Consider the following 20,199-nt stretch of genomic DNA (forward strand, 5'->3'; position numbering starts at 1 on the left):
CGGCTCACAGGCTGGAGGCCTAGGCTGGTCGGGTGATAAACCCCGTCATCCGCCCGCGACGACTGCGCACTACCCCCGCACTCCGCCGCCTGGCCAGCGAAACCCGTGTCCACCCCGCCGAGCTCGTTCTGCCGCTGTTCGTGCGTGAGGGCACCGAGTCCACCCCGATCTCCTCGATGCCCGGCGTGGTGCAGCACAGCATCGACGGGGCTCGCCGCGCCGTGGCAGAGGCCGCCGCCGCCGGCATCGGCGGGGTGATGCTGTTCGGTGTCCCTGAGGTGCGCGACGCGACCGGTACAGGGGCCACCGACCCCGACGGCATCCTCAACGCCGCCACCAGGGCGATCGTCGCCGAGGTCGGCGACGCGCTGGTCGTGCAGACCGACCTGTGCCTGGATGAGTTCACCGATCACGGCCACTGCGGTGTGCTCGCCGCCGACGGTCACGTCGACAACGACGCCACCCTGGTGCGTTACAACGAGATGGCACTCGCCCAGGCCGAGGCCGGCTCCGCCCTGCTCGGCCTGTCCGGCATGATGGACGGCCAGGTCGCCTCCGTGCGCGCCGCCCTCGACGCCGCCGGGCACGCCGACACGGCCGTGCTGGCCTATTCGGCCAAGTACGCCTCCGCCTACTACGGACCGTTCCGCGAGGCGGTGCAATCCACCCTGGTCGGCGACCGCCGCACCTACCAGCTCGACCCCGCCAACCGCCGAGAGGGCGTGCGCGAGGCCCGCATCGACATCGACGAGGGCGCAGACGTCGTCATGGTCAAGCCCGCAGGCAGCTACCTCGACGTGCTCGCCGAGGTCGCCGCCATGAGTGAGGTTCCCGTCTGGGCGTACCAGGTCTCCGGCGAGTACGCCATGATCGAGGCCGCCGCCGCGCAGGGCTGGATCGACCGCCGCCGCGCCATCGAGGAGTCGGTGCTCAGCATCCGCCGTGCCGGCGCCGACGCCATACTCACCTACTGGGCGGTCGAACTCGCCGCCTGGCTCACCGAAACGGATGCCCGATGACCCAGGCCACGCACAACGACGAGCTCTTCGCCCGCGCCCAGCTCTCCATCCCCGGCGGCGTCAACTCGCCGGTGCGCGCCTTCCGTTCGGTCGGCGGCACCCCGCTCTTCCTGGTCAAGGCGTCCGGTGCCTACGTCACCGACTCCGACGGCCGCGACTACGTCGACCTGGTCAGCTCCTGGGGCCCCGCGATCCTCGGCCACGCCCACCCCGCCGTGGTCGCCGCCGTGCAGGAGGCCGCCGCGCTCGGCCTGTCCTTCGGTGCGTCCACCCCCGGCGAGACCCAGCTCGCCGAGCTGATCAAGAGCCGCGTCGGCGCCATCGAGAAGCTCCGCCTGGTCTCCACCGGCACCGAAGCCACCATGACGGCCATCCGTCTTGCCCGCGGGTTTACCCGGCGTGACCTGCTGATCAAGTTCGCCGGGCACTACCACGGCCACTCCGACGGCCTGCTCGCCGAGGCCGGAAGCGGCCTGGCCACCCTCGCGCTGCCCGGCTCTGCCGGTGTCACCGCGGCCACCGCCGCGCAGACCCTGGTGCTGCCGTACAACGACCTGGAGGCCGTGCGCGCCGCGTTCGAGGCCTACCCCGGCCAGATCGCCGCGGTGATCACGGAGGCCGCCGCCGCCAACATGGGCGTCGTCGCCCCGGATGCCGGTTTCAACGCCGCACTCTCTGACCTCGCGCACGAATACGGCGCCCTGCTCATCGTCGACGAGGTGCTCACCGGTTTCCGGGTGCACCCCGGCGGCTACTGGGCGCTGCAGGCCGAGGACGGCGAGAGCTACACGCCCGACCTGTTCACCTACGGCAAGGTCATCGGCGGCGGCCTGCCCGTCGCCGCCCTGGGCGGCCGGGCCGACGTGATGGACTTCCTGGCCCCGGTCGGCCCGGTCTACCAGGCCGGAACGCTCTCGGGCAACCCGGTGGCCGTTGCCGCCGGCATCGCCACCCTCACCGCGGCCGACGCGACCGTCTACTCGCGGCTCGACGAGACCGCCGCGATGCTCTCAGAGGCCGTGTCCGGCGCTCTCTTCGCCGAGGGTGTTGCGCACAGCGTGCAGCAGGCGGGCAACCTGTTCAGTTTCGTCTTCGGCCAGGAGGCCGCCGTGACCTCGCCGCGCAGCTACGCCGAGGTGCAGCGCCAGGAGGCCTTCAGGTACGGCCCGTTCTTCCACTCGATGCTCGAGAGCGGTATCTCGCTGCCGCCGTCGGTGTTCGAGGCCTGGTTCGTCTCCGCCGCCCACGACGGAGAGTCGATCGAGAAGATCCTCGAGGCGCTACCGGCCGCTGCCCAGGCCGCCGCCGCGGCCCGTCCGCCCGCCTAACACCGCCAACTGTTGCCGCAACGGACAATTGCGCCCGGTGCGCCGGGCGCAATTGTCCGCACGGGTAACAGTTGCGCGGGCGCCGGACGTTACGGCTTTGTGAGGCAGCGACAAGGGGTTTTCCAGCCGGACCGGGCAGACTGGGGGAATGGCTTCCCTACGCGTGCACCCCGACCGGCTGGAGATTCACCTGACGCCCGCGGAGAAGACGCTGGCGTTCCGCCGGGAGAACGTCGTGATCGCGCGCGAGAACATCCGCTCGGTCACGATCACGGATGATCCGTGGATCTGGGTACGCGGCATTCGGTCCCCCGGCGCCCTCGTGCCGCTGGTCGTGGCGGTCGGCGTGTGGAAGTTCCACGGCGGCAAGGATTTCCTGGCCATCAAGCGTCGGCGTCAGGCCGTGGTGATCGACCTGACCGGTGACGACTTCGCCCGCGTGGTGCTCTCGACCAACCACGCCCCCGACCTCATCGCCTCGCTCAAGCTCGACGCCGACGCGGACGTCGCGACGGTGGCCGAGTCGGCCGGCGGTGCACAGTCGAACGATCCCGCCACGCCAGCGAAGCCCGCCAAGCGTGCCCGTGCGGCCAAGGTGGCCAAGCCGGTCGAGGTCACCGATCCCGTGGCTCCGGCCGCGGGGGTGAAGCCGGCCAGGCGAGCCCGTACCGCCACGGTCGTCACCGCCGGAGAGGTCGGTGAGGTCATTTCCCAGGCCGCCGAGCCCACCGAGCCCACTGAGCCCACCGCGCCCGAGAAGCCCGCCCGGCCCAGCACACGCAGCAAGCGCACCACGGCCGCTGCCAAGCCGGCAGAGGCCACGGAGCCGGCAGCCCCGGCCAAGCCGGCGAAGCGGGCATCCCGCGCCACGGTCCCGCCGGTCGCACAAACCGCGGCAGACGCGGTGAACCCGGTCACCGAGCCCGACGACTCGGAGAAGCCCGTCGACTCGGACAAGCCCGCCGAGTAAGCCCCCGCTCCCGCCGGGTCAGCGGATGGTGCTGGCCCGCACGTGGATGCGTTCGCCGGTCTGGCCGAACAGGCTGAGAATCTCGGTCGGCTCCGGCCCAGCGCTGTCGAAGGCGTGCGGCACCCGGGTGTCGAACTCGGCGACCTCGCCCACCCCGAGGAGCATGACGTGCTCGCCCAGCGCCAGCCGCAACCGGCCGCTGAGCACGTAGAACCAGTCGAAGCCCTCGTGGGTGCGCTGCTCCAGCGGCTCGTCGTCGGTGCGGCCGGGAATGATCACCTTGAACGCCTGCAGGCCGCCGGCGGTGCGGCTGAGCGGCACGAAGGTGCGTCCGTGCCGGGTGAACGGCCGCTGGTCGAGACGGGGGTCGTCGTCGGCCGGCGCGCGCACGAGGTCGTCGATCGTCACATCGTGGGCGGCCGAGAGTGCGAGCAGCAGCTCCAGGGTGGGTTTGCGCTGCCCGGACTCCAGCCTCGACAGGGTGCTCTCCGAGATGCCGGTGGTGGCGGAGAGCTGGGCCTGCGTGCGCCCGCTGAGCAGACGCAGCTCGCGCAGGCGGGCGCCCACGGTCTGCAGAACGGATGGTGAGTCGCTGGTCATCCCCCCATCGTGCCACCCCAGCGCCCCGTCGATCCGCGAAAGCGGTCCTGTGGTTGCTTCAGCGCGCTGAGGTGACCACACACCCGCTTTCGCGGGTCAGGACAGCCGGTCGAGGAACCGGATCGAGCGCTCCAGGATGAGCTCGGCGATGTCAGCGTCGTACTCGTCGAGGCTGGAGTCGGCGACCAGGTGCGCGTCCCCTGGGTAGATGAACAGCTCGGCCGCGCCGGCATCCTCGGCGAGTTCCTCGACCTCGAGCAGTTCGACCCAGTCGTCCTCGGCGCTCACGTGCAGCTGCAGCGCCGTCTGCGCCGGCCACTCCGAGCCGAACATGGCCGCGGGAACACCGCCGTGGAACAATAGCGCACCGAGGGCGCCCTCCCTGCTCTGGGCGAGTTTCTGCGCCGGAAGCGTGCCGAGCGAGAAGCCGGCGTAGACGGTGTCAGCGGGCAGGCCGGCCGCGGCCTGGCTGCCGCCTCGATGATGGTGTCGAAGCCGATGGCCTCGGCGTTGGCCACCCCGGCATCGAGGGAGTCGAAGGTGCGGCCCTCGTAGAGGTCGGGAACGACGACGTCGTGACCGGCATCCCGCAAGCGCTGGGCGAACTCCTCCACTCCCTCGGTGAGTCCCTGGGCATGGTGGAAGAGGATGACGTGGGTCACAACGGTCCTTTCGGCGGTGCTGCCAGGGCGGCGGGCCTAGGCGAACAGGAAGAGGATGAAGCCGATCAGCGGCAGCGTACCCTGCGTGAGCGCTGACTTCACCCTGCCGGGGCCCGTCGTGGTGAGAACGACCGCGGCGAGGACCATCGACCCCGTGCTGAACAGGGCCAGCGCCGCGCCGGCCTGCTCCAGGCCGCCGAAGTACAGCGCCAGCCCGAGGATCCCACCCACGGCCAGGAACAGGTTGTAGAAGCCCTGGTTGTAGGCCAACGCCTTGGTCGTCTCCGCCTCGGCCTGATCGGCGAGGCCGAAGCGCCGCCAGATGGCCGGTCGGGTCCACCAGGCGCTCTCCATCAGGAAGATGTAGACGTGCAGCAGCGCCGCAAGGGCGATGAAGACAGAAGCGATGACGGCCATTTCGTCAGCCTAGCCGCGCGCCGACCGCTGCGACACAGGCGTCAGTGGCGCACGTCGACGACCGTGCGGCCGTGCACGCGGCCGGCCAGGATGCTCTCGGCGGCGGCGAACGAGTCCGCGAACGGGATGACCGTCGTGAGGCTGTCGAGCTTGTCGAGGTCGAGCTCGGCGGCGAGCCGCGCCCAGGCCTCCTCGCGCAGCGGCAGGGGTGCCTCCACCGAGTTGATGCCGGCCAGGGTGACCGCCCGCAGGATGAACGGCAGCACGGTGGTGGGCAGGTCGGCGCCCTGCGCGAGGCCGCAGGAGGCCACCACTCCGCCCTGATTGGTCTGGGCGAGGATGTTCGCCAGGGTGGCACTGCCGACCGAGTCGATCGCGCCGGCCCAGCGCTGGGTCTGCAGCGGCTTTCCCGCCCCGTCGATGGTGTGCCGGTCGAGGACCTCGGTGGCGCCGAGACCGCGCAGGTAGTCGCCAAGCTCCTCACCGCGGCCGGTGGATGCGACGACCCGGTAGCCGCGTGCAGCGAGCAGCAGGATCGCTATGGAACCCACCCCGCCGGCGGCACCGGTGACGAGAACATCGCCGGAGTCAGGGCTGACCCCGCCGCGTTCGAGAGCGAGCACGGCGAGCATGGCGGTGAATCCGGCGGTGCCCACGGCGGCGGCGCGCTGGGCGCTCACGGCATCCGGCAGACGCACGAGGGAGCCGCCGGAGACCCTGGCCCGCTCGGCGAGGCCGCCGTGGTGACTCTCGCCGATCCCGGCCCCGTTGAGGATGACGCGGTCGCCTGCCGCCCAGCGCGGGTCGCTGCTCGTCTCCACGGTGCCGACCAGGTCGATGCCCGCCACCAGCGGCCAGACCCGCACCACGCCGGGCTTGCCCATCAGGGCCAGGCCGTCCTTGTAGTTGATACTGGAGAACTCCACCGCAACGGTGACGTCGCCGGCCATCAGCGCGTCGTCGTCGAGGGTGGTCATGGCGGCGGATTGTGTGCGGGCACCGGTCTCATCCTCGGTGCGGGTGACGACGATCGCGCGGAATTCGGTAGCAGACATGCCTTCACCCTAGACCCGCGCTCTGCGCCGAATCCGGCCGGACACCGGGCCTTTCTGCCCGAAAACCTGCCTAGGTGACGTCGCGCTTCCAGCTGGTCAGGTACCCGAAGCCGGTGGCGAGCAGCCCGTAAGTCAGCAGCACCAGACCGCCCTGCCAGCTCTCCAGCATGGCGCCGCCGGGGCTGGCCAGGGTGTAGAAGCTCGCTCCCACCAGCGCGTCGGAAGCGGCACCCGGCAGGAACTTGCCGATGTCGGCGGTCACCTGGGTGAAGGCAGCGGCGAAGCGCAGCAGCGGCTCGACGAACTGGGTGAACGCCAGCACGATCACGATCGAGGCCACCTGGCTCGGCACGAGAACGCCCAGGCCCACGCCCACGACGGCCCAGAGCGCCATCGCCAGAACCGTGCGCCCGATCAGGGCCCAGGTCTCACCGTCGGCGAGCAGCGGGTCAACACCGAAGCCGCCAAGCACCAGTGCGCCGATACCGACGGATGCGGCCAGACCGACCACGCCGAGGGCCGCGCCCACCACGAACAGAGCGATGGTCTTGGCGCCCAGCACCCGGCCGCGCTTGGGGGTGGCGAGGAAGGTGGGGGTGAGGGTCTGGTGCCGGAACTCACCCGTGGTCGCCAGCGCGCCAAGCAACACCGGGAAGACGTAGCCCACCGAAGCGGCGAAGCTGTAGATCAGCGGGGGAACGCTGCCCAGGCCGCTCAGGCCGGCGGACCCACCGCCGGTGTTCATGGCATCGGGGCTGATCGCTCCGCTGTCCAGGCCACCGAACAGGGCGGCGAGGCCGCCGGCCAGCAGGGCGATGTAACCGAACAGCACGAGGGCGAGGATCCACCACATCCGGGTGGTGAGGATCTTGCTGAATTCGGCGGCGACGGGGCGCAGGATCAGGTTCACAGCGAGTCGCCTCCTTCGACGAGGGCGAGGAAGGAGTCTTCCAGGCCCGCCTTCTGCCGGTGCAGTACGTTCAGTTCGACGCCGGCGGTGAAGGCGATGTGGCCCACCCGGCCTGGGTCGGGAACCGCCACGATCAGGCCGGTGCGCCCGGAGGTGAAGGCCAGGCCGGCGTTGGTGAGGGCGGCGGCGAGGGCATCCCGGTCGGGGGAGTCCACGATGACCTGCGGTGCGATGTTGGTGTCGAGGCTGGACAGCGGCCCGGAGTGCACGAGCTCACCCTTGGCGATGATGATGACGTCGTCCACGCTCTGCTGCACCTCGCTGAGCAGGTGGGAGCTGACCAGGACGGTACGGCCCTCTGCGGCCATGCTGCTGAGGAACCCGCGGATCCACTTGATGCCCTCCGGGTCGAGGCCGTTGATCGGTTCGTCGAGCACCAGCACGCCAGGGTCGCCGAGCAGGGAGTAGGCCAGGCCCAGGCGCTGGCGCATGCCCAGCGAGTAGCCACCGACCCGCTGGGTGGCGTGGTCGGCCAGGCCGACGGTGTGCAGCACCTCGGCCACCCGGGTGCGGGGGAGGCCGGCGGCGGTGGTGTACACGCCCAGGTGGTGGGCCGCGGTGCGGCCGGGGTGGAAGCTGGCGGCCTCGAGGGCGGCGCCGACGGTGTGCAGCGGCCGGGTCAGGTCGCGGTAGCGCAGGCCACCGAAGGTCGCGGTGCCTGAGGTGGGGGCGACGAGGCCCAGGAGCATCCGCAGGGTGGTGGTCTTACCGGCGCCGTTCGGCCCCAGGAAGCCGGTCACCCGGCCGGGCTCGACGGTGAACGAGAGGTCGTTGACGGCCGTGGTCTGGCCGAACCTCTTCGTGATGTTCGTGAATTCGATGACAGCGCCGATCGGCATCCGTATCCCCTCTGTCGCTTGCGCCAGTTTATGGGGAAAACGGGCCGGTCCGCCCGGGTTTTCTCCGCAGGTCGGGCACAAAGCCGCCTGAACGGCGTCAGGCGGAGACGAAATCGGTGATCGCGGCCAGCAGGGAAGCGATCTCGGCCGCGGTGCTGTACGGGGCCAGACCGATGCGCAAGGCTCCGGTGTCGCCCAGGCCCAGGTGCCTGGACGCCTCCAGGGCGTAGAACGAGCCGGACGGCGCGAGGATCCCGCGCTCGAACAGGAACTCGGTGGCGTCGGCGGCCGGGCGGTCGGCGAAGCCCAGCAGCACCGTCGGGGTGCGCTCGGCCGCCCTGGAGTACACGGTCACACCGGGCAGCGCAGCCAGGGCGGTCTCCAATCGCTCGCGCAGTGACACCTCGTGGGCCTCGGCCAGGCGAAGCGAGGCGCGCAGATTCTCCCGGCGGCTGGCGCTCGGGCGAGGTACGACCCCTGAGGCGAGTTCGCCCAGGCCGGCGAGGAAGTCCACGGCCGCGGTCACACCGGCGAGGGTTTCGTATGGCAACGTGCCGAGTTCGAACCGCTCGGGCACCACATCCGTGGATGGCAGCAGTTTGTCGGGGTGGATACCGGCCAGCAGCGCCGGGTCAGCCGCCAGCACGCCGCAGTGCGGGCCGAAGAACTTGTACGGCGAGCAGACGAAGAAGTCGGCCCCGAGCGCGGCCAGGTCCACGAACGCGTGCGGCACATGGTGCACACCGTCGACGAAGAGCAGCGCCCCGGCCTCGTGCACCACGGCGGCGATCTCGGCGATGGTCGGTTGGGTGCCGATCAGGTTGGAGGCCGCGGTCACCGCCACCAGCCGGGTGCGGTCGGTGAGCACCGCGGCCACCGCGGCCGCCGGCAGTTCCCCGGTGGCCGGGTCGAAGTCCGCCCACACCACGGTGGCGCCGGCCTGGCCGGCGGCCTGCACCCACGGGCGGATGTTGGCGTCGTGGTCGAGCCTGGACACCACGACCTCGTCGCCAGGCGCCCAGTCGCGGGAGAGGGTGCGGGCGAAGTCGTAGGTGAGCGCGGTGGCGCTGCGGCCGTAGACGATGCCGAGCGGATCGGCGCCGAGCAGGTCGGCCATCGCGGAGCGGAAGTCGGTGACGGCATCGTCGGCGTTGCGCTCGGAGGGGCTGCGGCGACCGCGGATCGACAGCGGCCCGGTGAGGGTGTCGGCGATGGCCTGGCCGACGGAGCGCGGGGTCTGCGTGCCGCCGGGGCTGTCGAAGTGCACGGTGCCCGCGGCGAGGGCGGGAAAGTGGGCGCGGATGGCGGCGACGTCGTAGGTCATCCTGCAATCCAAGCATTGATCTCCGCCCTGGCACTGCTTTCGCGCCCACGCCCGCTGACGCCCCCGACGCTCACTGCGCGACCGAACTAGCATGGCGCCATGCCCGAGACCACGCCGGTGCCCGACCCGCGCCGCCGCCTGTCTGCCGGCGCCGCGCTCGACACGTTCTTCTTTGTGCTGGCCGGATTCTCGTCGGTGTGGCTGGCGGTGCTGCTGGCCACCGAGAGCCTGGGCCTGGGCTGGGGGCTGCTCTGGTTCGCGGTGCTGTTCTGGGCGCTGTTGGCGTACCTCGTGTTGCCCAGGCTGCACCGCATCCTCACCCGTCTCTACGTGCCCGACTATTTCATCGGCCGCACCCGCACGAGCGACGGCCTGCTCGGCGACCCGGTCAACCTCGCGGTCACCGGCAGTGCGGAGCAGTTGCACGCGGCGCTCGCCGCGGCAGGGTGGATCCGAGCGGACGACGTGACGCTCGCCTCGAGCTGGCGCATCGTGACCGCCACGCTCAGCCGGCGAAGCTACCTGCAGGCACCGGTCAGCCCGTTGTTGCTGTTCGACCGGGTGCAGGATTTCGCCTATCAACAGGAGGTGGCCGACAACCCGGCCAAGCGTCATCACGTGCGCTTCTGGCGCTGCCCGGACGGCTGGATGCTGCCGGGCGGGCACCGGGTGGACTGGGTGGCGGCCGGCACCTTCGACCGGGCCGTCGGCCTGTCGTTGTTCACCCTGCAGGTCACCCACAGGATCGACGAGCACACCGACGTCGAGCGCGACCACATCGTGGTGAGCATCCGGCAGGCGGTGCCGGAGTCCCGCCTCGTGCTCATCCGCGACTTCGCCACCGGCTACCACTCCCGCAACGGCGGCGGCGACTCCATCCAGACGGATGGCGACCTGCCGGTGATCGACCTGCGCGCGGTGCCAGGCCAGGCCGGCGCCGTGATCGAACTGACCGGGCTGTCGTGACCGGCGCGACTGCCGGGGTCGGGGTGAAACGGCCCCCGTCGGTGCTCGGCGGGGTGCTCCTGATGGCGGTGCGCGCGCTGACCGGTGCGTTCGCCATTCTCACCGTGCTCACCTCGTGGGATGCCTTCGCGGCCACGATCGTGCTCAACGGGCAGAACCTCGCCTCGACCGACCCGCAGGCTGCCGGCGCCGTACTGGGCGGAGTGCTCGCGGCCTACGGGCTCTACCTCCTGCTCTACCTGGGCCTGGCGGCGTTGGTGTTCACCGGTCGCAACTGGGCACGGGTGGTGGCGATGTCGTTCGCCTCGGTGAGCATCCTGCTGTCGTTCGCCGACTATGCGCTGGGCGGCGCCCAGATCACCCTGCGCACGTCACTGGTGAGCGTCACGATCGACATCCTGATCCTGCTGGCGCTCTCGAGTACCCAGGCTCGGCACTACGCCAGGGCCGTTCGGGCGGCCAGGGCGTCACGGTGACCTCAGACGGCGGCGGGTGTGACCTCGTCGAGGGATGCGGCGCTCGCCGTGGCTGGTGACGGAGTAAGTGCCGTGCGACGGGTGGCGGCCACGACCATCACGAGCGCGGCGGCAGCGGTGATGGCAGCGCCGGCCCAGAGCGGAGACGTGTAGCCGAGACCGACGCTGATGGTGATGCCGCCGATCCAGGCGCCGAGGGCGTTGCCCACGTTGAACGCGGCGATGTTGGCGCTGGAGGCCAGGGTGGGGGCGGTGTCGGCGTAGAGCATGATGCGGGTCTGCAGGCCGGGAACGGTGCCGAAGCCGAAACCGCCCATCAGCACCAGCGCGATCACGGTGGCGACGGGGTTCGACGCGGTGAGGGCGAAGAGCGCCATCACGACGGTGAGGCCGATCAGGAGCACCACCAAGGTGGGGTCGAGGCGCCGGTCGGCGGCCTTACCGCCGAGGATGTTGCCCACGAACAGGCCGGCACCGAAGACCACGAGCAGCCACGGCACGGCCGCGCTGTCGAAGCCGCTCACCTCGGTGAGCGTGTAGGCGATGTAGGTGAAGGCGCCGAACATGCCGCCGAAGCCGAGCACGGTCACCACCAGCGAGAGCCAGACCTGGCTGGAGCGGAAGGCGCGCAGCTCGCCGCGCAGGTTGCTCACGTGGGCGCCCGCATCGGTGGGGCGGGGCACGAGCGCCGCGATACCGGCCAGGGCGACGACGCCGATCACGGTGATGGACCAGAAGGTGGCGCGCCAGCCGAAGCTCTGGCCGATGAAGGTACCGAACGGCACACCGAGCACATTGGCGAGGGTGAGGCCGGTGAACATGATGGCGATCGCACCGGACTTCTTGCTCGGCGGCACCAGGCCGGCCGCGACGACGGCGCCGATGCCGAAGAAGGCGCCGTGGCAGAGGGCGGCGATGATGCGCCCGAGCAGCATGATCGAGTAGGTGGGGGCAAGCGCCGAGACCAGGTTTCCGATGATGAAGAGCACCATCAGTCCCACCAGCACCTGTTTGCGGGGTAGCCGGGTGACGGCCGCGGTGAGCAGGATGGCGCCGACGGCGACGCTCAGGGCGTAGCCGGAGATGAGCCAGCCGGCGGCGGCCTCTGTCACGGCGAAGTCGGCGGCCACCTCTGGCAGCAGGCCGGCGATGACGAATTCGGTCAGGCCGATCCCGAAGCCGCCGAGGGCGAGTGCGATCAATCCAATGGGCATGCGGAGTCCCTACATTTCTCAAGTCACGCGCAACTGACGCGTGCGCCGGTAGTTGCGGGCGCGTCGTAAATGATTGCACACGCTAGGTAAGTGCGCAAGCAACTATCTCGCGCGGTCGGTCGACCTGGCGATCGTGCCGGTTCGCTCAGGCCGCGTGCGCCACGCAGGCCGGTGCGGCCAGGGCCACGCAGTCCTGGCACACCACGAGCTGCTCGCGGCAGGACAGGTCCCGGCAGTTGAGCATGTTCTTGGTGCCGGCGCCGCACACTCGGCAGCGGCCGAGCACAGTGGTGTGGTCGCTGAAGTCCACCGACATCCGCTCGTCGAATACGTAGAGCGAGCCGTCCCACAGGCCGTCGTCGCCGAAGGCCTCGCCGTACCGCACGATGCCGCCCTCGAGTTGGTAGACCTCACCGAAGCCGCGGTCCTTCATCAGAGACGAGAGCACCTCACAGCGGATGCCGCCGGTGCAGTAGGTCACCACGGGCTGGCCCTTGAGGTGGTCGTACTTGCCGCTGTCGAGCTCGGCCGCGAACTCGCGGGTGTTCGCCACATCCGGCACCACCGCACCCCGGAACCGGCCGATCTCGGCTTCGAAGGCGTTGCGGCCGTCGAAGAACACCACCTCGTCGCCACGTTCGGCCACGAGGGCGTGCAACTCCGCCGGGGCCAGGCGGGTTCCGCCGCCCACGACGCCGCCGGCATCCACCGTGAGGGCCTCTGGCGAGCCGAAGCTCACGATCTCGTCGCGCACCTTCACCACCAGGCGGGGAAAGTCCAGGCTCGCGCCGTTCTCGTCGAGGCCGGTGCCCTCGCTCCACTTGAAGTCGATCCCGGCGAACGGCGCGTATTGGCGGGTCTTGCGCACGTACCGCTTGAGTGCGGGCAGGTCGCCGCCGACGGTGCCGTTCAGGCCGTCCTTCGAGATCAGGATGCGGCCGCGCAGGCCGAGCGATTCGCCGAGGTCACGCTGCCACAGCCGGATGGCCTCGGGGTCGGCGAGCGGGGTGAAGACGTAGTACAGCAGGATCTTCGGAATGGCCACCCGCACATTTTACGCGCGCGGTGGTGGGCCGCCGGGTGGCCCACGTAGGCTGGGCCACCCAAGAGCCCCCTAGAGCCAGGAGTGTGCATGAGTACGATCGATCCCTTCGCCCGTTTCGGCGAGGTTCCCCTGTTCAGCCTGACCAGCTCGGTGATGACCGATGGCGGCCCGCTGGCCGCCGCCCAGTACGGCTCTGACGCCGGCGGCGCGGATGTCTCGCCCGACCTGGCCTGGAGCGGCTTCCCGGCCGAGACGAAGAGTTTCGCGCTCACCGTGTTCGACCCGGATGCCCCGACCGGCTCCGGCTTCTGGCACTGGGCCATCTTCAACATCCCCGCCGACGCGCACGGCCTGCCCACCGGCGCCGGCGTGGAGAACTCGCCCCTGTTGCCCGCCGGTGCCGTGGTCATGCCCAACGAGGCCCGCCAGCCCACCTTCATCGGTGCCGGCCCTCCTCCCGGAACGGGCGTTCACCGCTACCAGTTCGTGCTGCACGCGTTGGACGTCGCCGACCTCGGGGTCGACCCCGCCGCCACCCCGGCCGTGCTCGGCTTCAACGTGCACTTCCACACCCTGGCGCGCGCGGTCCTCGAGGCCACCGGTGTCGCCGGCGGGGCCGCCCAGGCCGCCTGAGCCCGGCCGCTCGGCCCGCCGTGAGCGACGTGTCGGAGGTACGCGGGTCAGGCGCCGTTTCGCGGGCGGCACGCCACCCGCGAAACGGCGCACAGCCCGCGCATCGCCGCGCCCGCCCACCGCGCCTCCGCGCCTCCGCGCATCCGCCGGCCGGCGCCGTCACCGAATTGAGTGATTCTCAGGTCATCCCAGGGTTGCCAGCCTATCGTCGTCGCGCGGCACAAAACGATGCAAGCGCTACCAACGCCAGATCGGCACTTCGAAGCCGCCTCCGGTAGCGCCCCGTCGGCAGTAAGGCACCATGTTCCACGCGTCCACTCACTCCAATACCACCTTCGATCCCACGGCAGGCCCCGCGCCGGATGCCCACCTCACCCACCGGGAAACCGGACTGGCCCGAGTGCCGGTCTGGCTCTGGAAGGCGATCATGACGCGCATCGCTCCCGGCGAGCTGCACAAGTTCAACGCCGACCCGATCGATGCGGTGGACTACCACTTCGACCTCGACTACGTCGGCGACGGCATCCGCGATCACCGCCTGGACGTGCTCGTGCCGCACGATGAGACCGACGCGCACACCCGCGCCGACGCGGATCCGCTGCCGGTCTACATCTACTTCCACGGCGGCGGCTGGACCTCGGGCGACAAGGCCCCACTCACCAAGTACGCCGCCAGTCAGGCCGTGGAGGGCATGGTCGTGGTCAACGCCAATTACCGCATGGCCACCCGTTTCACCATCGGTCACATGCTGCACGACGCCAACGATGTGCTCTCCTGGGTCAAGGGGCACATCGAGGAGTACGGCGGCGATCCCACCCGGATCGTGATCGGCGGCGACTCGGCCGGCGGCCACATCGCGGCCCTGCTCACCGCGGCGGCGACCGACCCGGCCCTCGCCGAGCACTACGGCATCGACCTGCAGATCGAGCCGGAGCACCTGCGCGGGCTGGTGCAGCACTGCAGCATCGCGGACTTCTCGGTGCTATTCGAGCGCGGCTTCGTGCTCAGCCTCAACTTCCTGCGGATGCTGCTGCCCGAGCGGGGCCGCGGCATGTCCCTGCGCGCGGCGGCGAAGTTCCTCTCGCCGATTGAGTGGCTGGGTGAGGGTTTCCCGCCGGTGTTCATCACCACCTCGGAGCGGGACTACTTCTACCGCGCCAACCTCAACTTCATCCAAGCCCTGCGCCGGCGCTCCATCGTGGCCGACACCGTGATCTACGGCCGGCACCGCACCAACACCCGGCACACCTGGCAGCAGGATGCCCGGCATCCAGAGTCGCAGGAGGTCTACCGGCGGCTGGGCGCGTTCGTGCGCAGGGTGGCCGCGCTGCCGGCGGCGGCCCACAGCCTGGCGCAGGGCGAGCACGCCCTGGCCTGATCCTGCGGGCCGCAGGCCGGCCCCACGCATGGTAGACAAGTTCGGTACCTGCCGGGCACTTCGCGCCGGGCCAGCAGAGGAGCTCAGATGACCCAGGCCGACACGTTCCCGGTGACCGGGCTGCCCCGCACCGGCCTGCCCACCCGAGCGCTCGTCGTCGGTGACCCGTTCCGGGCCGCACAGATCGCGAACCAGCTCGCCGACGTGCGCGAGGTTGCGCACCAGCGCGAGTATCGCTCCTTCGTCGGTGAGTGGAACGGCAGCAGCGTCCTCGTCTCCTCGCACGGCGTCGGGGCCCCCGGTGCCATCTGCCTATTCCAGGAGCTGATGGATGCCGGCGTCGACACCATCATCCGGCTCGGCACGGCAGGCGCCATGCTGCGCGGCATCAACGACGGCGACCTCATCGTCGCCGAGTCCTGCGTGCGTGACGACGGGGTCACCCATCAGCTCGTGCCGGAGAGCTACCCGGCCGCCGCCAGCCCCGAGGTCGTGCTCGCGCTGGCCGACGCGGCCCGTCGGCACGACGCGCCGCACCATCGAGGCATCGTCTGGACGCGGGCCGCGTTCTACCCGGGCATGATCGACCTCAAGCAGGACGGCTACGTCAAGCTCGGCGTGCTCGCGATCGAGATGGAGCTCTCGGCCCTGCTCGTGCTGGCCTCCACCCGGGGCGTGCGCGCGGGCGGCGCGCTGGTCATCGACGGCGCCAACGCCGATGACCTCGTCGACGGCGCCGGGTACGACCCGCACCGCACCGTGGTCGCCGACGGTGTCGCCCGCGGCGTCTCGGTCACCCTCGACGCCCTCGTCGCCCTGCCAGAGCTCGCCTGATGACGACAGAACAGGTCGACCTGATCCTCACCGCGGATGCCGTGCTCACGGTCGACGGCGCCGGCACGGTCGTCGAGGCCGGCGCCGTGGCCATCCGTGCCGGTGTCATCGTGGCGGTGGGGCCGGCCGTCGACCTGCTCGCCCGGTACGCCCCAGCCGAACTGGTCGAGAGCCCCGGCTGCGTGATCGCCCCCGGCTGGGTGAACACCCACACCCACCTCGCCATGAACCTGTTCAGGGGCGAGGTCGACGACGTCACCCTCGAGGTGTTCCTCGAGCGCATGATCGCCGCCGAGATGAGCACCCTGAGCGCCGAGACCGTCAGGGCCGGCACTCGCGCCGCGATCGCCGAGTGCCTGGCCGGTGGCACCACCACGGCGCTGGACATGTACTGGTTCCCGGGCGCCAGCCGCGCCGTCGCCGTCGAGGCGGGGTTCCGGCTGCTGAACGGACCCACCTTCATGGGCACCGGGGATCCTGAGGGGCGCGACTTCGCCGGCATGCTCGCCGAGGCCAGGTCGGTCCTCACCGCCAACCGGGCCGAGAGCCCCGCCGACGATCTGTGGGTGATGCCGCACTCCGCGTACCTGCTCGACCGTGCCCAGCTCGAGCAGATTCGCGCCCTGGCCGCCGAGTTCGACGCCAGGGTGCACACCCACGTCTCTGAGAGCCATGGCGAGGTGGCGATGGCGGAGCAGGTCAACGGCGCCAGGCCGGTCGCGGTCCTCGATGAGGTCGGACTCCTGACCAGCCGGACCGTCCTGGCCCACGCCGTGCACCTCACCGACACCGAGATCACCCGCATCGCCGCCACCGGCGCCGCGGTAGCGCACTGCCCGGTCTCGAACCTCAAACTGGGCTGCGGCATCGCCAGGGTGCCAGAGCTGCTGGCGCAGAACGCACGCGTTGCCCTCGGCACCGACGGCGCAGCATCCGCCGGCGCCCTGGACATGTTCGCGGCCGCGCGGATGGCCGCCCTGCTGCACAAGGGCACCAGCAACGACCCCACCATGATCAGCGCCGAACGGGCCGTGCGGCTCGGCACCGTCGACGGTGCCAGGGCGCTCGGTCTGACCGACGTGGGCACCATCGAGGTGGGCATGCAGGCCGACCTGCAGGTGGTGCGGGTCGACACCCTCAACGCCCGGCCCACCCGCGACCCCTGGTCGGCGCTCGTGTACGCCGCCACGGCCACCGATGTGCGGCACACCGTCGCCCGCGGGCGCCTGGTCCTGCGCGACCGGATCCTGCAGACCATCGAGGAAGAATCGGCTCTGCGCGCCCTCGCGGAGGCCACGGCAGGTTAGCCTCAGCGGGTGCATATGTTCTTCCGAACCCTGCTCCACTCGCTGCTGTCGCGCTTCGGCCCCCGGCTCGGGCACTACGACGTGGCCCGCACCCGGTTCATCACGCTGCCCACCGACCAGGACATCCTGCGGCACATGAACAACGGCGTCTACCTGTCGATCATGGACATCGCCAGGTTCGACATGCTGCACCGCACCGGAATCTGGGCGATCTTCCAGGCCAAGGGCTGGTACCCGGTGGTGGTGGCCGAGACCATCAGCTTCCGCAAGTCCCTCACCCTCGGCCAGCGCTTCACCGTCGAATCCCGCATCCTGGGCTTCGACGAGAAGGCCGTCTACGTCGAGCAGCGTTTTGTACGCCCCACCGAGGGGGCGGATGCCGTGCCCGGCGAGGTCGAGGTCTACGCCCGGGGTTTCATCCGCGGCCGGTTCCTCAAGCGCACCGGCGGCGTCGTGACCATCGACGAGCTCACCGCTGCCGTCGGTGCGGTTCCCGACGGGGTAAGCGTGCCCGACTGGCTGCTGGACTGGAGCGCGGATGTGGCCATGCCCGCCACTCGGGCGCCGGCCCCCAGTATCTGGGAGTAACGGCTCAGACCGAGTCGGTGCTCTCGACCGGGTGCGCCCGCTCCGGCACGATGAGGTCGTGGTAGTAGTACTGCAGCGACGGATAGTACCGGCCGAACGACGGCATCGGGTGGTGCGTGCGAGACGCGACGAGGCGATCCAGGTAGTAGTCCCAGACCGGTCCGAACGTGGCGGCCTCCGCCGCGGAATGCAGGCGCAGCCCGAAGGTCAGCACGGTCTTTCCCGACCCCTCGCTGAGGTGCACCATCACCCGCCAGGCGTCCTCGTCCTCACCCATGTCCAGCACCATCCGGCTGAACGGGGTGCATTCCAGGATGCTCACGTACTCCCACTGCGAGTCGGTTTTCGATTCCATCCGAAAACGCACCGCACCGGTCCGCGGCTGCCCGGTGTAGGTGCCGATCCAGCCGTGCAGCGCCTCGGGTTTGGTCAGGCTCTCCCAGACCGACTCGGGCGCCCCAGAGAAGATGCGATCGAAGAGCAGGTAGAGCCCGTCCTTACGGTGGGCGAATCGCCCGGTGGCGTGGGCGATGTCCGGGGGTCCCGGCGTTGGGTGGCTGGGCATTGTGACCTCCACGGTGAGTGAACACGAGCCTTCTCTGTGAGGCTATGCCTCCTTGGTGCCCACCGCCAGAGATCAGGCGTCCTCGAGCACCGCCATGGCGGCGTTGTGCCCGCCGATCCCGCTGACGCCGCCGCCTCGCCGGGCCCCGGCACCGCACAACAGAATCCGCGGATGCGCCGTGGCCACCCCCCAGCGCTCGGCGGGGGTCCGCCGCGGCTCGTCCTCCTCAAGGAACGGCCAGGACAGGGCGCCGTGGAAGATGTCCCCGCCGGGCAGGTTCAGGGCGGCCTCCAGATCTGCGGTGGTCTTCGTCTCGATACACGGCTTCCCGGCGGCATCGGTGAGCAGCAGGTCTTCGATGGGTTCGGCGAGCACGGAATTCAACGACGCCAGCACCGCCGCCTGCAGCCGGGCCCTGGTGGCGGTGTTGTCCGCCGTGCTGAGCCGGTCAGGCGCGTGCAGGCCGAACACGGTCAGGGTGTGGGCGCCGGCGGCGACGAATTCGGGGGAGAGGATGCTCGGGTCGGTGAGCGAGTGACAGTAGATCTCGCAGGGCAGTGTGCCGGGGATGCGGCCGGCATCCGCGTCGGCATACGCGGACTCGAGTTGGCCGAGGGTCTCGTTGATGTGGAAGGTGCCACCGAAGGCCGCCTCTGGCGTGACCGTGCTGTCGAGCAGGCGGGGCAGGCGTCGCAGCAGCAGGTTCACCTTCACCTGGGCGCCCTCCGGTCGTGTGGTGTGGGGCCGGGCTTCGCCGAGTAGGCCGGCGAGCACCCAGGGCGCCACGTTCGCCAGCACCACACCGGCGGTTGTCGTCAGCTCACGGCCACCCTGGCGGTAGTGCACCTCGCCGTCCGGCGTGAGCCGGGTCACCTCGGCGCCGGTCACGATCCGGGCACCGGCGGCCACGGCCACCCGTTCCAGTTCCGCGGTCAGCGCACCCATGCCGCCGATGGGCACATCCCAGTCACCGGTGCCGTTGCCGATGGAGTGATAGAGAAAGCACCGGTTCGCAGCGAGCGAGGCGTCGTGCACCGAGGTGAACGTGCCGATCAGACCGTCGGTCGCGACGACTCCGCGCACGAGGTCGTTGTCGAAGCGCCGGGTGAGCATCTCGCCGAGCGGCCGCTCGATCAGTTCGGTCCATAGCGCGTCGTCGCCCAGAAGCCGACGGGCCTCGGCGCGGGTGGGCAGGGGTTCGCACACGGTGGGGAAGAGGGCGCCGGCCAGTCGGATCAGATCCGCCCCCAGACGCTCCCAGGGCGCGGTGTCGCTGCCGGCGCCGATCCGGCCGAAGGACGCCGCCGTGGCCACGGCGTCGCCGTTGTCCACCAGTAGCCCGCGGGACGGATCGAGGGGATCGGGTGTGTACGAGGAGTACCGGCGTCGGGCCAGCTCGATGGTCAGTCCCAGTTCGTCGATGATGCGCCGGGGCAGCAGGCTCACGAGGTAGGAGTAGCGGGAGAGCCGGGCATCCACCCCCGCGAAGGCGAGAGCCGATACCGCGGCGCCGCCCACGTGGTCGTCACGCTCGAGCACCAGCACGCTGCGCCCTGCTCTGGCCAGATAGGCCGCCGCGGTGAGGCCGTTGTGGCCCCCGCCGACGATCACGATGTCGGGTGTGGTGTCCATTCAGTGGCCCTTCTCAAGCGACGTTGCCGATGTGTCGACCCTATCTTCGCCCCGGCGACACGCCCGGGATGCGGATGGGATTTGCGGGGCCCCCGGAATCCCCGTAATGTCATCTCTCGTCACCCCACAGGTTCGGAAAGCCGAAGAGCTACCGGCCTCAAGCGGGACCAAATCCAAGCAGAAAAGAAAGCGATTCTTCGCTTTGTACAGCTTGATGAAGTTTGCTTTGGACTCCTTCACAGGAATCCCGGCAGGCAACAAGAACAACATCGAAGTGCCCCGGAGCGACAGCCAGTCACATGGCCTGAAGTCGGGTGCGTCCGATCCTTGAGAACTCAACAGCGTGCACAATGTCAAATGCCAAAAACCTCGTGGTT

General features: G+C 70.3%; 21 protein-coding genes. 10 read left to right on the forward strand and 11 right to left on the reverse strand.

All coding sequences use genetic code 11. The features are described 5' to 3' along the window. The first annotated feature begins 35 nt into the window (after nt 1–35). From hemB to K2F54_RS14620, 3 genes are all read left to right on the forward strand, one after another. On the forward strand, nt 36–1,019 hold the full coding sequence (gene hemB / locus K2F54_RS14610) for a porphobilinogen synthase (RefSeq protein ID WP_374107301.1): 984 nt from the start codon (nt 36–38) through the stop codon (nt 1,017–1,019). Then, nucleotides 1,016–2,347, forward strand: coding sequence for a glutamate-1-semialdehyde 2,1-aminomutase (hemL, locus tag K2F54_RS14615; RefSeq protein ID WP_220606584.1), 1,332 nt, complete (start codon nt 1,016–1,018; stop codon nt 2,345–2,347). The genes hemB and hemL overlap by 4 nt, the downstream gene beginning before the upstream one ends. A gap of 148 nt (nt 2,348–2,495) precedes the next feature. Continuing rightward, nucleotides 2,496–3,317: a hypothetical protein gene (locus K2F54_RS14620; protein ID WP_220606585.1), complete on the forward strand. Its 822-nt coding sequence runs from the start codon at nt 2,496–2,498 to the stop codon at nt 3,315–3,317. 18 nt (nt 3,318–3,335) lie between these two features. Here K2F54_RS14620 and K2F54_RS14625 read toward each other — a convergent pair whose 3' ends face one another. The 7 genes from K2F54_RS14625 to K2F54_RS14655 form a co-directional block, all read right to left on the reverse strand. Further along, on the reverse strand, nt 3,336–3,917 hold the full coding sequence (locus K2F54_RS14625) for a helix-turn-helix domain-containing protein (protein ID WP_220606586.1): 582 nt from the start codon (nt 3,915–3,917) through the stop codon (nt 3,336–3,338). 96 nt (nt 3,918–4,013) lie between these two features. Then, nucleotides 4,014–4,370 carry a dienelactone hydrolase family protein gene (locus K2F54_RS19315; RefSeq protein ID WP_255577148.1) on the reverse strand — a complete coding sequence of 119 codons (357 nt, stop codon included), beginning with the start codon at nt 4,368–4,370 and terminating at the stop codon, nt 4,014–4,016. Between the two features lie 245 nt (nt 4,371–4,615). Beyond that, on the reverse strand, nt 4,616–4,996 hold the full coding sequence (locus K2F54_RS14635) for a DUF1304 domain-containing protein (protein WP_220606587.1): 381 nt from the start codon (nt 4,994–4,996) through the stop codon (nt 4,616–4,618). Between the two features lie 41 nt (nt 4,997–5,037). After that, complete coding sequence (locus tag K2F54_RS14640) at nt 5,038–6,051, reverse strand: MDR family oxidoreductase (RefSeq protein ID WP_220606588.1); 1,014 nt, start codon at nt 6,049–6,051, stop codon at nt 5,038–5,040. A gap of 70 nt (nt 6,052–6,121) precedes the next feature. After that, nucleotides 6,122–6,961, reverse strand: coding sequence for an ABC transporter permease (locus tag K2F54_RS14645; protein ID WP_308287682.1), 840 nt, complete (start codon nt 6,959–6,961; stop codon nt 6,122–6,124). Further along, complete coding sequence (locus tag K2F54_RS14650) at nt 6,958–7,860, reverse strand: ATP-binding cassette domain-containing protein (RefSeq protein WP_220606589.1); 903 nt, start codon at nt 7,858–7,860, stop codon at nt 6,958–6,960. The genes K2F54_RS14645 and K2F54_RS14650 overlap by 4 nt, the downstream gene beginning before the upstream one ends. A gap of 97 nt (nt 7,861–7,957) precedes the next feature. After that, nucleotides 7,958–9,184 carry a cysteine desulfurase-like protein gene (locus tag K2F54_RS14655; RefSeq protein WP_220606590.1) on the reverse strand — a complete coding sequence of 409 codons (1,227 nt, stop codon included), beginning with the start codon at nt 9,182–9,184 and terminating at the stop codon, nt 7,958–7,960. A gap of 99 nt (nt 9,185–9,283) precedes the next feature. Between K2F54_RS14655 and K2F54_RS14660 the strand changes: the two genes are divergently transcribed. Continuing rightward, a complete protein-coding gene (locus K2F54_RS14660; protein ID WP_220606591.1) occupies nt 9,284–10,150 on the forward strand; it encodes an LssY C-terminal domain-containing protein in 867 nt (288 codons plus the stop codon). After that, on the forward strand, nt 10,147–10,626 hold the full coding sequence (locus tag K2F54_RS14665) for a hypothetical protein (RefSeq protein WP_220606592.1): 480 nt from the start codon (nt 10,147–10,149) through the stop codon (nt 10,624–10,626). Before K2F54_RS14660 ends, K2F54_RS14665 begins: the two co-directional genes overlap by 4 nt. Before the next feature lie 2 nt (nt 10,627–10,628). Here K2F54_RS14665 and K2F54_RS14670 read toward each other — a convergent pair whose 3' ends face one another. Together K2F54_RS14670 and trhO are read right to left on the reverse strand one after the other, a co-directional pair. Further along, complete coding sequence (locus tag K2F54_RS14670; RefSeq protein ID WP_220606593.1) at nt 10,629–11,840, reverse strand: MFS transporter; 1,212 nt, start codon at nt 11,838–11,840, stop codon at nt 10,629–10,631. A gap of 145 nt (nt 11,841–11,985) precedes the next feature. Further along, nucleotides 11,986–12,885: an oxygen-dependent tRNA uridine(34) hydroxylase TrhO gene (gene trhO / locus K2F54_RS14675; protein WP_220606594.1), complete on the reverse strand. Its 900-nt coding sequence runs from the start codon at nt 12,883–12,885 to the stop codon at nt 11,986–11,988. 87 nt (nt 12,886–12,972) lie between these two features. Here trhO and K2F54_RS14680 point away from each other — a divergent pair, with 87 nt between their 5' ends. From K2F54_RS14680 to K2F54_RS14700, 5 genes are all read left to right on the forward strand, one after another. After that, nucleotides 12,973–13,518 (forward strand): YbhB/YbcL family Raf kinase inhibitor-like protein, encoded by a 546-nt coding sequence (locus K2F54_RS14680; RefSeq protein ID WP_220606595.1) that lies wholly within the window; start codon nt 12,973–12,975, stop codon nt 13,516–13,518. A gap of 301 nt (nt 13,519–13,819) precedes the next feature. Next, nucleotides 13,820–14,896 (forward strand): alpha/beta hydrolase, encoded by a 1,077-nt coding sequence (locus tag K2F54_RS14685; protein WP_255577133.1) that lies wholly within the window; start codon nt 13,820–13,822, stop codon nt 14,894–14,896. Nucleotides 14,897–14,983: 87 nt separating this feature from the next. Then, the gene (locus K2F54_RS14690; protein ID WP_220606596.1) at nt 14,984–15,730 is read left to right on the forward strand and encodes a nucleoside phosphorylase; all 747 of its coding nucleotides are present in this window, start codon (nt 14,984–14,986) and stop codon (nt 15,728–15,730) included. Continuing rightward, nucleotides 15,730–17,037, forward strand: a complete 1,308-nt coding sequence (locus K2F54_RS14695; RefSeq protein ID WP_220606597.1) for an amidohydrolase family protein — start codon at nt 15,730–15,732, stop codon at nt 17,035–17,037. Before K2F54_RS14690 ends, K2F54_RS14695 begins: the two co-directional genes overlap by 1 nt. Nucleotides 17,038–17,046: 9 nt before the next feature. Further along, nucleotides 17,047–17,625, forward strand: coding sequence for an acyl-CoA thioesterase (locus tag K2F54_RS14700; RefSeq protein ID WP_220606598.1), 579 nt, complete (start codon nt 17,047–17,049; stop codon nt 17,623–17,625). 4 nt (nt 17,626–17,629) lie between these two features. Here the strand turns inward: K2F54_RS14700 and K2F54_RS14705 are convergent, their stop codons facing one another. Together K2F54_RS14705 and K2F54_RS14710 are read right to left on the reverse strand one after the other, a co-directional pair. Then, nucleotides 17,630–18,190 (reverse strand): SRPBCC domain-containing protein, encoded by a 561-nt coding sequence (locus K2F54_RS14705; protein WP_220606599.1) that lies wholly within the window; start codon nt 18,188–18,190, stop codon nt 17,630–17,632. A 72-nt stretch (nt 18,191–18,262) separates the two neighbouring features. Beyond that, a complete protein-coding gene (locus K2F54_RS14710) occupies nt 18,263–19,822 on the reverse strand; it encodes a phytoene desaturase family protein (RefSeq protein ID WP_220606600.1) in 1,560 nt (519 codons plus the stop codon). Nucleotides 19,823–20,199 lie beyond the last annotated feature (377 nt).

It is taken from the genome of Cryobacterium inferilacus (assembly GCF_019599185.1).
Lineage (GTDB): Bacteria > Actinomycetota > Actinomycetes > Actinomycetales > Microbacteriaceae > Cryobacterium > Cryobacterium inferilacus.

Coding starts and splice junctions, on each gene's coding strand:
- hemL (WP_220606584.1), top strand. CDS start 1,016: ATGACCCAGGCCACGCACAACGACGAGCTCTTCGCCCGCGCCCAGCTC.
- K2F54_RS14620 (WP_220606585.1), top strand. CDS start 2,496: ATGGCTTCCCTACGCGTGCACCCCGACCGGCTGGAGATTCACCTGACG.
- K2F54_RS14625 (WP_220606586.1), bottom strand. CDS start 3,917: ATGACCAGCGACTCACCATCCGTTCTGCAGACCGTGGGCGCCCGCCTG.
- K2F54_RS14635 (WP_220606587.1), bottom strand. CDS start 4,996: ATGGCCGTCATCGCTTCTGTCTTCATCGCCCTTGCGGCGCTGCTGCAC.
- K2F54_RS14640 (WP_220606588.1), bottom strand. CDS start 6,051: ATGTCTGCTACCGAATTCCGCGCGATCGTCGTCACCCGCACCGAGGAT.
- K2F54_RS14650 (WP_220606589.1), bottom strand. CDS start 7,860: ATGCCGATCGGCGCTGTCATCGAATTCACGAACATCACGAAGAGGTTC.
- K2F54_RS14655 (WP_220606590.1), bottom strand. CDS start 9,184: ATGACCTACGACGTCGCCGCCATCCGCGCCCACTTTCCCGCCCTCGCC.
- K2F54_RS14660 (WP_220606591.1), top strand. CDS start 9,284: ATGCCCGAGACCACGCCGGTGCCCGACCCGCGCCGCCGCCTGTCTGCC.
- K2F54_RS14670 (WP_220606593.1), bottom strand. CDS start 11,840: ATGCCCATTGGATTGATCGCACTCGCCCTCGGCGGCTTCGGGATCGGC.
- K2F54_RS14680 (WP_220606595.1), top strand. CDS start 12,973: ATGAGTACGATCGATCCCTTCGCCCGTTTCGGCGAGGTTCCCCTGTTC.
- K2F54_RS14685 (WP_255577133.1), top strand. CDS start 13,820: ATGTTCCACGCGTCCACTCACTCCAATACCACCTTCGATCCCACGGCA.
- K2F54_RS14690 (WP_220606596.1), top strand. CDS start 14,984: ATGACCCAGGCCGACACGTTCCCGGTGACCGGGCTGCCCCGCACCGGC.
- K2F54_RS14695 (WP_220606597.1), top strand. CDS start 15,730: ATGACGACAGAACAGGTCGACCTGATCCTCACCGCGGATGCCGTGCTC.
- K2F54_RS14705 (WP_220606599.1), bottom strand. CDS start 18,190: ATGCCCAGCCACCCAACGCCGGGACCCCCGGACATCGCCCACGCCACC.
- K2F54_RS14710 (WP_220606600.1), bottom strand. CDS start 19,822: ATGGACACCACACCCGACATCGTGATCGTCGGCGGGGGCCACAACGGC.